The following is a 15248-nucleotide window of genomic DNA, read 5'->3' as shown; positions in this document are numbered from 1 at the left end:
CGGCTTCTGGACCCGGTCGTGACAGCGTTCGCGCCGGCGGTCTGGGGGAGCACTTATCTGGTGACCACCGAGCTGCTGCCGGCGAATCGCCCGCTGCTGGCCGCCGCCGTACGCGCGCTGCCCGCGGGGCTGATCCTGGTGGGCATCGGACGGGTCCTGCCCAAGGGAGTCTGGTGGTGGCGCGCGTTCGTGCTGGGCACCTTGAACATCGGCGCGTTCTTCTACTTCCTCTTCGTCGCCGCGTACCGGTTGCCGGGCGGCGTGGCCGCGCTGATCATGTCGTTCCAGCCCATGATGGTGCTCATCCTCGCGGCGCTGCTGCTCGGCGACCGGATCAGGTTCGTCCATGTGGTGGCCTGCGTGGTCGGCGCCGCCGGTGTGGCGCTGCTGGTCATCCGGCCCACGGCGGCGCTGGACCTGGTCGGCGTCGCGGCGGCGCTGGCCGGCGCCGCCTGCATGGCGGCCGGCATCGTGTTCACCAAGCGGTGGAAACGGCCGGCGGGTGTGTCTCTGCTGCAGTTCACCGGTTGGCAGCTCACCACGGGCGGGCTCGTACTGCTGCCGGTCACGCTGCTGGCCGAAGGGCTGCCGGGTGAGCTCAACGGCCCGAACATCGCGGGTTTCGTTTACCTGGTCGTGCTGGGTTCGTTGGTCGGGTATTCGGTGTGGTTCCGCGGGATAGAGCGGTTGTCCGCACTGGCGGTTTCGTTTCTCGCCTTCGCGAGCCCGATCGTCGCGACCGTTCTCGGCTACTTCTTCCTCGATCAGGTGCTGACCGGCGTTCAGGCCATCGGCGCTCTGATCATCATCGGCGCCGTCGTGTTCGCCAACCTTTCGACCGCACCCCCGGGCGAGCGCGAGAAAACGGCGGGAAAACCAAGGGAAACGGCTTACCAGTAACTTTTCTCCGTCCATTGCAAGGGGAGGAAATGTTCACCACTCCAGTCGCTCGGGCGAGGCGCGAATTACCCGACGACACGTGTCTTCCTGATTTACTCGACGCCCAGGTCCGGATGCGGCCGGACGACACGGCAATCATTTACGGTAATCACCGGATGACCTACCGCGAACTCGCGGAGAGCAGCTCGGAACTCGGCGGATATCTCCGGGAGATCGGCGTCTCGCCCGATGAATGCGTCGGGTTGTTCGTCGAGCCGTCGATCGACCTGATGGCCGGCGTGTGGGGAATCCTGTTCGCCGGCGGCGCGTACCTGCCGCTGTCCCCCGAGTACCCCGAAGAGCGGCTCCGCTACATGATCGAGGACGCCGGCGTCCGCGTGATCGTCACGCAGGAGGCGTTCGCGGCCAGGCTGACCGAGCTGGCGCCTGCCGGGACGAGGATCGTCACCCGGAAGGACGCGGCGCGGTTCGCCGGTTCGCCCGGCGCCGCCGTCGGCGCCGATTCGCGTCCGGAGGACCTCGCCTACGTCATCTACACCTCCGGCAGCACCGGCAGGCCGAAGGGGGTGATGATCGAGCACCGCAGCGTGGTCAGCCAGTTGCGGTGGCTGCGAACCCGCTATGGGATCGACCGCGGGAAGACCGTCCTGCAGAAGACGCCGATGAGTTTCGACGCGGCGCAGTGGGAGATCCTCGCGCCGGCCTGCGGCGCGACGGTCGTGTCGGGCCCGCCCGGGGTCTACCGGGACCCGGAGCGGCTGATCGACGTGATCAGGACGCACGACGTCACCACGCTGCAGTGCGTGCCGACGCTGCTGACGGCGCTGCTGGACACCGAGGAACTCGGCAGCTGCACGTCGCTGACCCAGGTCTTCACCGGTGGCGAGGCCCTGTCCAGGACGCTGGCGACGACGTTCTTCGAGGCTCTGCCCGATTGCGCGCTGGTCAACCTGTACGGACCGACCGAGTGCACGATCAACTCGTCCGCGTTCACCGTCGACCGGGAGACGGTCGGCGAGGGCCCCAACGCGATCTCGATCGGCGCGCCCGTCGACCACACCGAGTACCACATCCTCGACGAGGGCGGGTCGCCCGTGGCCGTCGGCGAGATCGGCGAGCTGTACATCGGCGGCGTCCAGGTCGCCCGCGGCTACCTGCATCGGCCCGAGCTGACCGCGGAACGTTTCGTGCGCAACCCCTTCGGCGAGGGCAGGCTGTTCAAGACCGGTGACCTCGCCTACTGGAACCCCGACGGCACCGTTCAGTTCGTCGGCCGCGTGGACAACCAGGTCAAGCTGCGGGGATTCCGCGTCGAACTGGACGAGATCAGGCTGGCGATCGAGGCCCACGACTGGGTCAAGCACGCGGCGGCCATCGTGAAGAAGGACCCGCGGACCGGATTCCAGAACCTGATCGCCTGCGTCGAACTGGATCCCAAGGAAGCGATGCTGATGGACCAGGGCAATCACGGCGCCCACCATCAGTCCAAGGAGAGCAGGCTCCAGGTCCGGGCGCAACTGTCCAACGCCGGGGTCCGGGACGCCGAGGAGATCAGCGGCAAGCCGGTGATCGACCTGCCCGGCAGGGAGCCGGCCGGGAAACAGCGCAGGCTGGCGTTCGCGCGCAAGACCTACCGGTTCTACGAAGGCGGGGAGGTCACGAAGGACGACGTCCTGAGGCTGCTGGCCAGGAAGGTCGAGGGCACGCACTCCCGGAGTCTCGACACCCTCGGCCTCGCCGAGTTCGGCGAGATCCTGCGATATTTCGGGCAGCACCTCAGCGAGGAGCGACTGCTGCCGAAGTACGCCTACGCGTCGCCCGGGGCGTTGTACGCGACCCAGATGTACCTCGAGATCGACCGGGTCGGCGGCCTGGAACCGGGCTTCTACTACTACCATCCGCTGGACCACCGGCTCGTGCTGATCAGACCGACGGCCGGGCGGTCCGAGGCGCAGGTGCGGCTGCACTTCATCGGCAAGAAACGGGCCATAGAACCGGTCTACAAGAACAACATCCGCGAGGTCCTCGAGATCGAGACCGGCCACATGGTCGGCCTGTTCGAGGAGGTGCTGCCCGAATACGGGCTGTACATCACGGATCTGGAGTACGCGCCCGCGACGAAGGACGTCCTGGAATGCGCCGATGAGGACTACTACCTGGGCACGTTCCAGCTGATCCCGTACACCGCGCCACCGCCGGACGAGCTCGACGTCTACGTCCAGGCGCATCCCGGAAAGGTCGCCGACCTGCCGGCGGGCCAGTACGCCTACGAGGACGGGCGGCTGCGGCTGATCTCCGCCGAGCTCATCCTGAAGAAGCAGGTCATCGCGATCAACCAGCAGGTCTACGACCGGGCCGGCATCGGCATCTCGGTGGTCAGCAGAAACCGCAAGGAGTGGCTGCGCTACGTCGACCTGGGCCGGAAGCTGCAGCACCTGTCGATGAACGACGTCGGCCTCGGGTTCATGTCGTCCGGATACAGCTCGAAATCCGGCGACGACCTGCCCTCCGCGCGCCGCATCGACGGCATCCTGCGCGACTGCGGCCGGGACCCCGGCTTCTCCTCCTACTTCTTCATCGGCGGCCGGGTCAGCGACGACCAGCGGACGAGCGAGGGAATGAAGGAGGACCTGGTCCATCTGAAGGGACCGGCGGAGATCCTCAGAGAGGATCTGATCAACTTCCTGCCGGACTACATGATCCCGAACAAGGTCGTCGTGCTGGACCGGCTGCCGTTCACCGTCAACGGCAAGATCGATGTCAACGCGCTGGTCGCGTCGGACAAGACGAACGTGGACACCGCGGACCAGCCGTTCGTCGCACCGCGGACCGACGCCGAGCGCAGGATCGCCGAGCTGTGGAAGAAGGCGATGAAGCAGGACACGGTCTCGGTGCAGGCCGACTTCTTCGCGTCCGGTGGGAACTCGCTCATCGCGGTCGGGCTGATCAACAAGATCAACCGGGAGTTCTCCGGCTCGCTGCCTCTGCAGGTGCTGTTCGAGTGCCCCACGATCGAGAAGCTCGCCCGGCGGGTCGAGGGACTCGGCTCCCAGGTCTCCTCACGGCTGGTGCCGCTGCGGCGGAAGGGAACGGGCAACCCCGTCTACTGCTGGCCCGGTCTCGGCGGATACCCCATGAACCTGCGCCTGCTGGCCGACAGGATGGGGGAGACGCGGCCCTTCTACGGCGTGCAGGCGTACGGCATCAATCCCGGCGAGGCCCCCTACCCGACCATCGGCGAGATGGCGGCCGAGGACGTCAAGACGATCCGCCGGCTGCAACCGACCGGTCCGTACACACTGTGGGGCTACTCGTTCGGCGCGCGCGTCGCGTTCGAGACCGCCTACCGGCTGGAACAGGCCGGTGAGCGGGTGGATCACCTGTTCCTGATCGCGCCGGGCTCGCCGAAGGTCGACCTGATGGACGGGCCCGTACGCGAGTACGAGGCCGGCTACGACAACAAGGCGTACGTGACGATCCTCTTCTCGGTCTTCGCCGGCACGATCACCGGGCCGCTACTGGAGCGGTGCCTGGCCGAGGCCCGGGACGAGGACACCTTCGCCGCGTTCATCCACCGCAACTTCCCTGCGCTGGACATCGACCTGGTGCGCCGGATCATGCGGGTGGTCGGCCAGACCTTCGAGTTCAGCTACACGTTCCGGGAGCTGGCCCAGCGTCGGATCCAGGCGCCGATCACCATCTTCAAGGCCAGCGGCGACGACTATTCCTTCCTGGAGAACAGCCGGGGGTATTCGACCACGGTCCCGGTCGTCATCGACCTGGAGGCCGATCACTACGCCCTGCTCAAGGAGCCGGGGATCGACGAGCTGGTCGGCGCCATCCGAAACCGTCTCGGCACCCGCAGTAAGGAGATCACCATGCCGCACGTCAGCATCAAGCACTTCCCGGTGTCCCTCAGCGACCAGCAGCACTCCGAACTCGTCGCGGCCGTGACCAAGGCGATGACGAGCGCCTTCGGCTGTGACGAGGGCTCGGTGTCGATCATCTTGGAACCGGTCGAGAAGGAGCTGTGGAACGAGAAGGTCTACATTCCGGAGATCGCCAATCAGAAGCACAGGCTGGGCAAGGTGCCGACCTACGGGACAGAGACGAACTGAGGGGCGACGATGACCCGAGAACAGCATGGCGGCGTTCCGCTGGTGTTCAGCGAGGAGGTCGCGGACGCCCTCAGTGAGGGCCGGCCCGTGGTGGCGCTGGAGTCGAACGTCATCACACACGGCCTGCCCTATCCGGACAACGCCGCGACCGCGCGGAAGGTCGAGGAGGCGGTCCGCTCCGGCGGCGCGGTCCCGGCCACGATCTGCCTGGAGGGCGGCCGGATCAAGGTCGGGATGACCGACGAGGACATCGAGCGGTTCGCCTCGGCGTCCGACATCCCCAAGGTCAGCAGCCGGGACATACCGGTGATCCTGGCTCAGGGCGGGCTCGGCGCGATGACGGTGGCCAGCTCCGTGGTGGCGGCCGAGCTGGCCGGCATCCCGTTCTTCACCTCGGCGGGCATCGGCGGCGTGCACCGGGGCGCGGAGAAGACGATGGACATCTCCTCCGACCTGATCCAGTTCACCCGGTCGAAGGTGGCGGTCGTCTGCGCCGGCGCCAAGAGCATCCTCGACCTCCGGCTGACCATGGAGTATCTGGAGACCCACTGCGTCCCGGTGGTGTCCTACCGGTCGGACGACTTTCCCGCGTTCTACTGCGTCTCCAGCGGCATCCGCAGCCCACAGCGGCTGGACGACGAGCGGGTGATCGCCCGGGCGCTGGAGAATCACTGGGCGCTGGGCAACCGGAGCTCGTTCCTGATCACCACGCCGGTGCGGGAGGAGGACGCGATCGACGGCTCCGAGGTGGCCGCGGTCATCTCCGACGCGCTGGCCGCGGCCGAGCGGGACGGCATCCGCGGCAACGCGATCACCAAGTATCTGATGCGCGCGGTCGACGCGGCTACCGAGGGCCGGTCCTCCAGAGCGAACATGTCCGTGCTCATCAGCACGGCCGAGGTCGGCGGCCGGCTCGCCGCCGCGCACGCCCGATACCTCCGGGAGACACGCTCGTGAGCCCGACGTCGGCGAACATGATGCTGTTCGCCGGGCGCAGCCATCCCGAGCTGGCCGAGGAGGTGGCCAAGCGGCTGGACGTGCCGCTCACGCCACAGTCGTCGTACGACTTCGCCAACGGCGAGATCTTCGTACGGTTCGAGGAGTCGGTGCGCGGCTGCGACGCGTTCGTCGTCCAGAGCCACTGCGCGCCGGTCAACAAGTGGCTGATGGAACAGCTGCTCATGGTGGACGCGCTCAAGCGCGCCAGCGCCAAGCAGATCACCGCGGTCATGCCGTTCTACGGCTACGCGCGGCAGGACAAGAAACACCGGGGCCGCGAGCCGGTGTCGGCGAGGCTGATCGCGGACATGTTCGCCACGGCGGGCGCCGACCGGATCATGACCGTGGACCTGCACACCGCGCAGATCCAGGGCTTCTTCGACGGTCCGGTGGACCACCTTTTCGCGCAGAACCTGCTGGCCGGGTACGTACGGGACAAGTACGGCGGCGCGGCCATCACGGTCGTGTCACCGGACGCCGGACGCACCAAGCTGGCCGAAAAGTGGGCCGACCGGCTCGGCGGCTGCCCTCTCGCGTTCGTCCACAAGACCCGTGATCCGATGCGGCCCAACGAAGTCGTCGCCAACCGGGTCGTCGGCGATGTGAAGGGCCGTATCTGCGTGACGATCGACGACATGGTCGACACCGGCGGCACGATCGCCGAGGCGGTACGGCAACTGCTGCGGGAGGGCGCGGCAGAGGTGATCGTCGCGGCCACCCACGGCGTGCTGTCCGGCCCGGCGAGCCGGCGGCTGGCCACCTGCGGCGCCCGCGAAGTGATCTTCACGAACACCCTGCCGATCCCCGACGAGCGGCGCTTCCCGCAGCTGACCGTCCTGTCCATCGCGCCGTTGCTGGCCAGAGCCATCAGGGAGGTCTTCCAGAACGGCTCGGTCACGAGCCTCTTCGACGACCACGCCTGATCCGGCGCGATCACCGGCCGGTCACGCCTCCCCGAGGGCCGAAGGTCCCATGGCGCCGGGACGTCAGGGCCGAGGGCCCGTGCCGTACGGCTCTGCGATCCCGAAGCCGGACGCGATGTGATTGAGACGCGAAAGCAAAGGGGCCGCAAACCGAAGGGAAGGTGCCGGTCATGGCCACCATCGAAGGACGTCACCAGCGCAATCACCTCATCGAGGTCGACCGGGGCGACGTGGCCGGGCGGACCGCCCCGCGGACCGGAGGCGCCCGGCCCGCCGCCTACGCCTGGGCGCTCGCCCGGATCGCCCTCGGCTGGGTGTTCCTGTGGGCCTTCCTCGACAAGACCTTCGGCTGGGGGTTCGCCACTCCCGCCGACAGGGCCTGGGTCCAGGGTGGCAGCCCGACCACCGGTTTCCTGAAGGGCACGGCCGACAACGCGCTCGGCGGGTTCTTCGGCGGGCTGGCCGGTCAGGGCTGGGTCGATCTGCTGTTCATGCTCGGGCTGCTGGGCGTCGGCGGGGCGCTCATCGTGGGTGCGGGGTTGCGGATCGCGGCGGTCGCCGGCGGTCTGATGATGGTCCTGATGTGGGCCGCGGCACTGCCCCTGGTCACCAACCCCTTCATGGACGAGCACATCGTCTACGCGATCGTGCTGGCCGGTCTGGCCATGGCGAACGCCGGCGACACCCTGGGCATCGGCGCCCGGTGGGGCCGGACCGCCCTGGTCAAGCGGCTCCCGATCCTCAAGTAGACACCGTCGGCACCGAAGCGCCCGCCCTCCACCTCCGGGGGCGGGTGCTTCGCTGTGGAGACCGAGGGGGGCGAATGGGAAACTTCTTGCATGAAGCAAGACGAGCCTCGTTCGCTGCTCCCGCACATGCGACTGGACGATCTGCTCTCCGAGCTGCAGGGCCGGCTGGAGGCGGTGCTGGCCACCCGTGACCGGGTGCACGCCCTGCTGGACGCCGTCGTCTCGGTGGGCAGCGACCTGGCCCTGGAGACCGTGCTCCGCAGGATCGTCGAGACCGCCACCACCCTCGTCGACGCCTGCTACGGCGCGATGGGCGTGATAGGCGAAGAGAACACGCTTGTCCAGTTCGTCCCGGTGGGGCTGACGGAGGAGGAGATCGCCCGGATCGAGCACTGGCCGCACGGCCTGGGCCTGCTCGGGCTGCTCATCAAGGACCCGCAGATCCTGCGGCTCGCGCACATCACCGACCACCCGGAGTCGTACGGCTTCCCGCCCGGCCATCCGGAGATGGGCAGCTTCCTCGGCGTGCCGATCCGGGTGCGCGACGAGGTGTTCGGCAACCTCTATCTCACCGAGAAGCGCGGGGGAGGAGAGTTCGACGAGGACGACGAGGCCGTCGTCGTCGCCCTGGCCACCGCCGCCGGCGTCGCCATCGAGAACGCCCGCCTGTACGAGGACACCCGGCGCCGGGAGACCTGGCTCAAGGCGTCGTCGGAGGTCACCACCCGTCTGCTGTCCGGCGCGGAGCCCGACGAGGTGCTCGCGCTGATGGCGCGGCGGACCCGCGAGATGTCCGAGGCGGATGTCGTGGCGGTCCTGCTGCCCGGCGATGACGGCGACACCCTCCTGGGCGCGGTCGCGGAAGGCGAGGGAACCCCCGCCGGAGCCGGGATCACCGGCCGGGAGGTGGCGATCTCCGGCACCCTCGCGGGGCGGGCCTTCCTGAGCGGGGAGCCGCTCATGAGCAACGACTCGGACGACGACATCGACACCGACATTGAAGACGAGCCTTCGATGGGGCCGGTCGCCGTGGTGCCGATCGGCAGGGCGGGGGCGGTGCGCGGCGTGCTGTGGCTCGGCAAGCGCCACGGACGCATGCCGTTCAGCCACCTGGAGCTGGAGATGTTCCACGCCTTCGCCGGACAGGCCGCCGTCGCGCTGGAGCTCGCCGAGACCAGGAAGAACGCCGAGCGGCTGGGGCTGCTCGAAGACCGCGACCGCATCGCCAAGGACCTGCACGACGTGGTCATCCAGCGGCTGTTCGCCGTCGCCATGACGCTGATGGGCGCGGTCCGCATGGTCGAACGGCCGGAGGCCTCGTCGAGGGTGCAGAGCGCCATCGACGAGCTGGACACCACGATCCGGCAGATCCGGTCGACCATCTTCGCTCTGCAGACCCCCAGGGAGGAGAGCGCGCCGAGCCTGCGGGCCCAGGTGGTCGACCTCGTGGAGGGCGCGCGCGGCCACCTCGGCTTCATGCCCGGCCTGAGCATGGAGGGCAGGCTGGACACCGAGGTGTCCCCGGCCGTCGCCGAGCATCTGCTGGCCGTCCTGCGCGAGGCGCTGTCCAACCTCGTGCGCCATGCCAAGGCGTCACGCGCGGACGTGACCGTACGCAACGAGGACCGGCTGCTCACCCTGATCGTGACGGACAACGGGGTCGGGGTGCCCGCGGCCGGACGGCGCAGCGGGCTGCGCAACCTCGAGGACCGCGCACACCGGCTCGGCGGTTCCTTCGAGCTCACCGCCCCCGAAGGCGGAGGAACCCGCCTCCAATGGAGCGTCCCCCTCAGCTAACCCCTGGAGCGTCCCCCTCAGCTAACCCCCCACCCTCCGTGATCTTGTAATTTCTCGCACATCACCCTTCTGAACTGCACGAACCGGTTAGACGATCTTGCAGTTTCTCGCAGGCGAGCCGTCTGGCCTGCGTCCATATAGTTCGTGATCTTGCAGTTGCGAGTGCAAGATCACGAACGCTGTTTTCGCTGCTCAGCGGGTAGAGCTGCAAGAAAATGCAAGATCATGGAACGAGAAGTGCTTGCTCACGGCACCCGCATGCGAGTATTCGCAAGATCACGGCCAGGGGGCGGGGGGCGTCACCGGCCGCGGTCGGCCTTGAGACGGGCGGCCAGGGCCGCCGCCTGGGTACGGCGTTCCATGTTGAGCTTGCTCAGCAGGTTGGAGACGTAGTTCTTGACGGTCTTCTCCGCCAGGAACATCCGCTCGCCGATCTGGCGGTTGGTCAGCCCCTCGCCGATCAGCTCCAGGATCTGCCGCTCCTGATCGGACAGCGCGGCGAGCGGGTCCTTCCTGGTCGCCTGGTCGCGCAGCCGCTGCAGCATGCTCGCCGTGGTCTGCGGATCGAGCAGCGACTGGCCGGCCGCGACCGTGCGCACCGCGCCGACCAGGTCGGAGCCGTGGATCTGCTTGAGCACATAGCCCGCGGCTCCCGCCATCACGGCGTTGAACAGCGCCTCGTCGTCGGCGAACGACGTCAGCATCAGACAGGCCAGCTCCGGCATCTTCGAACGCAGGTCGCGGCAGACGTCCACGCCGTTGCCGTCGGGCAGGCGGACGTCGAGCACCGCGACGTCCGGTTTGAGTGCGGGGATCCGGGCCAGCGCCGACTCGGCCGTGCCCGCCTCCCCGACGACCTCGATGTCGGTCTCGGCCTCGAGCAGCGCCGCGACGCCTCGCCGTACCACCTCGTGGTCGTCCACCAGGAACACACGAATCATGCCCATACGCTAACCCGCGGCGGGTCCGCTTCGCCGACGGGCCGAAGGTCCCCGGCCGGGATGCCTTTCGCCCGGGGTGGTCCGGACGTCTGAATGATCTGCTTGAGGGTATGGAGGCGACAGCGCGAGCACTGACCGGACTGACCGAGGAGGCCGCTTCCCGGCGGCTGGCCGAGTGCGGGCCCAACGAGTTTCCGCAGCCTCGCCCGCCCGGCCTGCTCGTCCGGGCCGCCCGTCAGCTCGCCGACCCGATGTCGATCCTGCTGCTGGTGGCCGGACTGGTCACCCTGGTCGTCCTCGGCGAGGTGCCGGAGGGCGCGGCCATCGTGACCATTCTCCTGGTCAACGTGATCATCGGGGTGAGCCAGGAGACGAAGGCGGACCGTGCCGTACGGGCCCTGCGCACGCTCACGGCTCCCATGGCCAAGGTCGTCCGCGACGGCGCCGTACGCAGGATCCCCGCGGCCGAGGTCGTACCGGGCGACGTCATGCAGGTGGCGGCCGGAGACCGCGTCCCGGCCGACGCGCGGCTGCTGGAGGCGAGCGGGCTCGGCGTGGACGAGTCCATGCTCACGGGGGAGTCGCTGTCGGCGGACAAGCGGGTGACCGCGCCGGGCGAGGGGCCCGGCGCGGAGACGGGGACGAACGTGCCGCCGGCGGATCGGCACGGCGAGCTGTTCGCCGGGACGCTGGTCGTCCGGGGCGCGGGCGTGGCCGAGGTGACCGGCACCGGCGGCGGCACCGAGATGGGGCGCATCGCCGCCGCGCTCGGCGGCGGCGTCAAGGGCCCGCTCGCGGTGGAGCTCGCACAGGTGTCGCGGCGGATCGGCCTGGTCGCCGTGCTCGCGGGCATCGTGATGATCCTCATCGGGCTCACCCGGGTCCAGCGGGGCGAGGCCGCGCTGCTCGACATCATCCTGGCCGGGGTGGCGCTGGCCATCGCCGCGGTGCCGGAGAGCCTGGCCGCGGCCGTCACCACCGCGCTGGCGCTCGGCTCACAGCGCATGGCCAGGCTCGGCGTCATCGTCCGCCGGCTGTCGGCCATCGAGGCACTGGGCGCGACCACCGTCATCGCCACGGACAAGACCGGCACGCTGACCACCGGCCACCTGACCGTGGTCGACCAGGTGACGGTGCCCGGGGGTGACCTGTGGCGGGCCGCGTTGCGCTGCAACGACGCCCGTGACGGCCTCGGCGACGCCGTCGACGTGGCCCTCGCCGTGGCGGCCGAACGCCGTGGTGTACGGCTCCAGCCGGAGGAGAGACGCCTGGCCGACCGGCCGTTCGAGGCCGAGACGAAGTCCATGGCCGTGATCACCTCGGTGGCGGCAGGCGATCGCGGGTCGCGGCCGCTGCTGACGGTCAAGGGCGCCCCCGAGGTGGTGCTCGCCCGGTGTGTTCCGGGAGAGGAGACCGATCGGCTGGCGGCGGCGGTGTCCGGCCTCGCCGACCGGGGCCTGCGGGTGCTCGCGCTCGCCGAGAAGGACACCGGAGATCTCGACGCCGGTGGGCTGCGCCCGCTCGGCCTGGTCGCGCTGCGCGACGAGATCCGCCCATCGGCGCCGCAGGCGGTGGCGGACTGCCGTGCGGCCGGCATCCGGGTCGTCATGGTGACCGGTGACCACGCGGACACCGCCCGCGCGATCGCCGAGGAGGTGGGCATCGAGGCCGACCCGGTGGTCACGGGCGCCGCACTCGACGCGCTGGGCGGTTCCGTCGGCTCACCCGGGACCGGCGAGCACGCCCATGCCGAGCGGTCCGCCCGGCTGCGCGAGGCGGCCGTGCTGGCCCGGGTCGACCCCGCCACCAAGCTCGACCTGGTGCGTGTGCTGCGGTCGGGCGGCGAGGTCGTGGCGATGACCGGCGACGGAGTGAACGACGCGCCCGCGCTGCGCAACGCCGACGTGGGGGTGGCCATGGCCGGTGAGGAGGGCACCGACGTGGCCCGGGAGGCGGCGGCCGTCGTCGTCACCAACGGGGAGCTCGGCACGATCGTCAGCGGGGTGCGCGAGGGCCGCCGCCTGCACCACAACGTGGCCTCGATGATCGGATATCTGCTGATCGGCAACCTCGCGGAGATCCTCATCGTCCTCACCGGCCTCATCGCCTGGCCGGAGCTGGTCGTGCCGCTGCTTCCCGTGCAACTGCTCTGGATCAACCTGGTGCTGGACGGCATCCCGGCCATCGCGCTCGGCGTCGACCGGCCGGCCGGCGATCCGCTGGCGCTGCGTCCGCGCGTGGGCGGCCTGCTGTCGTGGCGGGTCCTGACCCGGATCGCGCTGCGGGCGCTGGTCGTCGGCGCGCTCGTCTTCGCGGCCGTGGAGAGCGCACGCCGCCTCGGCTGGAGCGAGGAGCAGGTGCGCGGCCAGGCCGTGCTCGCCCTGGTCTTCGCCCGCCTGACCCTGGCCTATGTCGTACGGGCCCGCCGCCGGACCTTCGAGCGCGGCTGGTGGCGGGGCCGTGCCGTGCTCGTCGCGGTGGCCGCTACCGCCGCGCTGCAGGTGCTGGTGACGGTGATCCCGCCGCTGGGCGCGCCCCTCGCACTGGTGCCGCTGCCGGCGGCGGGCTGGGCGATGGCACTCGGCGCCGCCGTGCTGTCCGTGATCGTGTGCGACCTGATCCGCTTCGGTGAGCGGGGCGCTCGCAGGGGTGCGGAGGACGACGCCGGCGGTCGTACCGGACGGGCGGTGGCCGGGCGGGACGCCGAGCCCGCCGGCCGGGGTGCCTCCTGAGCCACCGATCCCGGCGGCTTCCCCGGAAGCCGCCGGGATCGGCGTCGTACGAGCCCGGCGGGGTGCCCGGACGTGGTGCGGCCCGCCGGAACGGGTCCGGCGGGCCTGCGGGGGGGCCGCCCGGCTCGGTGGCGGCGACGGGGTGGCGGGGTCAGAGGCTCACCCACCGCTGCTGCCGCAGGTCGTCCCAGTCCCAGCAGAGCCGGTTGACGACGTCGACGACGCCGTTGACCCGGCGGATGAGCCGGATGGCGATGTCCGCGCTGCTCCGCTCTGGGATGGTGCCGGCGACGGTGACGACACCGTCCCGCACGGTGATCTCGATGTCGGAGGTGTCCGTCCACAGGTTGCGTTCGACGATGTCCTCGGCGATCTCGCGGGCGATCTCCTCGTCGGGGCGGACGAACACCTTCAGCAGGTCGTGCCTGCTGACGATGCCCATCAGGCGACCGTGCCCGTCGACGACGGGAAGCCGCCGCACGCCGTGCCGGTCCATGAGGCGGGCCGCCGACACCACCGAGGTCTCGCCGGAGACGGTCACGGCGGGGGTGGTCATGAGCTCGCCCGCGCTGTCCCCGAGGGCCCTCGCGGCCGGGTCGCCGCCCACGAGGTCGAGGCGGTGGCGCAGGCGGGCGCGCAGCGGCGGCCGGTAGCCCTCGCGGTAGTACCGCTCCCGGAACTCCTCCTTGCGCAGCAGGTCGGTCTCGGAGACCACGCCGGAGACCCGGCCCTGGTCGTCCACGACGGGCACGGCGCTGACGCCGCGCCTGATCAGCAGCTCGGCGATGTCCTTGAACGGGGTGCCCGCGTTCACGCCGGCGACGTCACGCGTCATGACGTCCTTCACTTTCACTTGCACGGTGTCCTCCCGGCACGATGTGATCTACCTCGACGTTAGGCCGGGACGGGCGCCGGGCGCAGAGGCGTTGGCCCACGCCTCGCGATGACCTTCGGCCTTCGCTTCCGGCGGCGGACGGGGTCCCCTGTCCGGATGCCCGGGGGATCGGGGCATGGCGGGCTCCTGGGGGGAAGAGGTCCGTGAGGGTCGCCGGCTCACCCGGGATCACGCCTGCCGGGTGGCGCCGGCGGGGGCGGTACGGCGACACGAGCACCGAGACTGGAGGCTTCCGATGACCGAACCGATCGTGGTCGCGACCGACGGCTCGCCCGCGGCGACCGCCGCCGTCGAGTGGGCGGCCGACGACGCCGCGCGCAAGCGTCTGCCCCTGCGCATCGTGCACGTCCTGGACCGCCTGCCGTACGACATCCCCCGCTATCCGATCCCCGATGTGTACGACCACCTGAGCCGGTCCGGCGGGCAGATCCTCGACGAGGCCGAGCGGACCGCCCGGGAACGGTGGCCGGACGTCGAGGTCACCGTCGAAATGGCCGAGGGAGACCCGGTCCACATCCTGCGGCGGCAGGCCGAGCACGCCCTCGAACTCGTCGTCGGCAGCCGTGGCCTGGGCGGTTTCACCGGGATGCTGCTCGGCTCGGTCAGCATGCACGTGGCCGGTCAGGTGGAGGTCCCCGTGGTCGTGGTGCGCCCCGGCGCGGCGACGGTCCACTCGGAGATCGTCGCGGGGTTCGACGGCTCGCCGGAATCCGAGGCCGCCCTGGCCTACGCCTTCGAAGAGGCCGTGGTGCGCGGCGGCCGGCTGCGGGTGGTGCACGCCTGGCAGATGCCGGTGTACGTCTACGCTCCGGAGCTCGCCTACGACATGGACGAAACACGGCAGGCGCACGAGGACTTCGTGACCGACCGGCTCACGGCGTGGCGCGAGCGGTACCCCGGTGTGGACACCGTGCTGGACGCCGTCTCCGCGCACCCGGTCACCGCGCTCGTCGAGGCCTCGGCGGAGGCCGACCTGCTGGTCGTCGGCTCCAGGGGGCGCGGCGCCGTACGATCGCTCGTGCTCGGCTCGGTCAGCCGGGCCGTGCTGCACCACGCCCGGTGTCCGGTCGCCGTCGTGCGGTCGAAGGCGCCCGTCACCGGAGAGTCGCCCCAGGCCGACACCTGAGGCCCGGCCGGCCGAACCGGCGCCCGCGCCGTCGGTCGAAGAACCGGGCCGTCAGTCGAAGAACCGGG

The 15248-nt window shown here is 70.2% G+C and carries 10 protein-coding genes and 1 pseudogene; 9 read left to right on the top strand and 2 right to left on the bottom strand.

Translation table 11 applies throughout. The features are described 5' to 3' along the window. Positions 1 to 18 precede the first annotated feature (18 nt). The 7 genes and pseudogenes from AP234_RS06580 to AP234_RS06555 all read left to right on the top strand — a co-directional run bounded on the left by AP234_RS06580 (position 19) and on the right by AP234_RS06555 (position 9486). On the top strand, positions 19 to 900 hold the full coding sequence (locus tag AP234_RS06580) for an EamA family transporter (RefSeq protein ID WP_431998189.1): 882 nt from the start codon (positions 19 to 21) through the stop codon (positions 898 to 900). Positions 901 to 929: 29 nt separating this feature from the next. Next, positions 930 to 2258, top strand: a pseudogene (locus AP234_RS39410) (non-ribosomal peptide synthetase); the annotation flags it as partial. Between the two features lie 87 nt (positions 2259 to 2345). Continuing rightward, complete coding sequence (locus tag AP234_RS06575) at positions 2346 to 5018, top strand: thioesterase domain-containing protein (protein ID WP_431998257.1); 2673 nt, start codon at positions 2346 to 2348, stop codon at positions 5016 to 5018. 9 nt (positions 5019 to 5027) lie between these two features. Then, positions 5028 to 5975 carry a pseudouridine-5'-phosphate glycosidase gene (locus AP234_RS06570; protein WP_055478617.1) on the top strand — a complete coding sequence of 316 codons (948 nt, stop codon included), beginning with the start codon at positions 5028 to 5030 and terminating at the stop codon, positions 5973 to 5975. A gap of 17 nt (positions 5976 to 5992) precedes the next feature. Further along, positions 5993 to 6940, top strand: a complete 948-nt coding sequence (locus AP234_RS06565) for a ribose-phosphate diphosphokinase (RefSeq protein ID WP_055478861.1) — start codon at positions 5993 to 5995, stop codon at positions 6938 to 6940. Positions 6941 to 7110: 170 nt separating this feature from the next. Next, positions 7111 to 7689, top strand: coding sequence for a hypothetical protein (locus AP234_RS06560; protein WP_235557992.1), 579 nt, complete (start codon positions 7111 to 7113; stop codon positions 7687 to 7689). Positions 7690 to 7779: 90 nt separating this feature from the next. After that, on the top strand, positions 7780 to 9486 hold the full coding sequence (locus AP234_RS06555; RefSeq protein WP_055478616.1) for a GAF domain-containing protein: 1707 nt from the start codon (positions 7780 to 7782) through the stop codon (positions 9484 to 9486). Positions 9487 to 9785: 299 nt separating this feature from the next. Here AP234_RS06555 and AP234_RS06550 read toward each other — a convergent pair whose 3' ends face one another. Further along, the gene (locus AP234_RS06550; RefSeq protein ID WP_055478859.1) at positions 9786 to 10427 is read right to left on the bottom strand and encodes a response regulator; all 642 of its coding nucleotides are present in this window, start codon (positions 10425 to 10427) and stop codon (positions 9786 to 9788) included. A gap of 110 nt (positions 10428 to 10537) precedes the next feature. Between AP234_RS06550 and AP234_RS06545 the strand changes: the two genes are divergently transcribed. Then, positions 10538 to 13159 (top strand): cation-translocating P-type ATPase, encoded by a 2622-nt coding sequence (locus AP234_RS06545; protein ID WP_083501835.1) that lies wholly within the window; start codon positions 10538 to 10540, stop codon positions 13157 to 13159. 151 nt (positions 13160 to 13310) lie between these two features. Here the strand turns inward: AP234_RS06545 and AP234_RS06540 are convergent, their stop codons facing one another. Next, positions 13311 to 14018 (bottom strand): CBS domain-containing protein, encoded by a 708-nt coding sequence (locus AP234_RS06540; protein WP_235557991.1) that lies wholly within the window; start codon positions 14016 to 14018, stop codon positions 13311 to 13313. Positions 14019 to 14289: 271 nt separating this feature from the next. Between AP234_RS06540 and AP234_RS06535 the strand changes: the two genes are divergently transcribed. Beyond that, positions 14290 to 15180: a universal stress protein gene (locus tag AP234_RS06535; protein WP_055478615.1), complete on the top strand. Its 891-nt coding sequence runs from the start codon at positions 14290 to 14292 to the stop codon at positions 15178 to 15180. Positions 15181 to 15248: the final 68 nt, after the last annotated feature.

It is taken from the genome of Sphaerimonospora mesophila, assembly GCF_001417795.1.
GTDB lineage: Bacteria > Actinomycetota > Actinomycetes > Streptosporangiales > Streptosporangiaceae > Sphaerimonospora > Sphaerimonospora mesophila.
The sequence above is the reverse complement of the archived record's forward strand: the minus strand, read 5'-3'. Positions and strand labels throughout refer to the sequence as shown.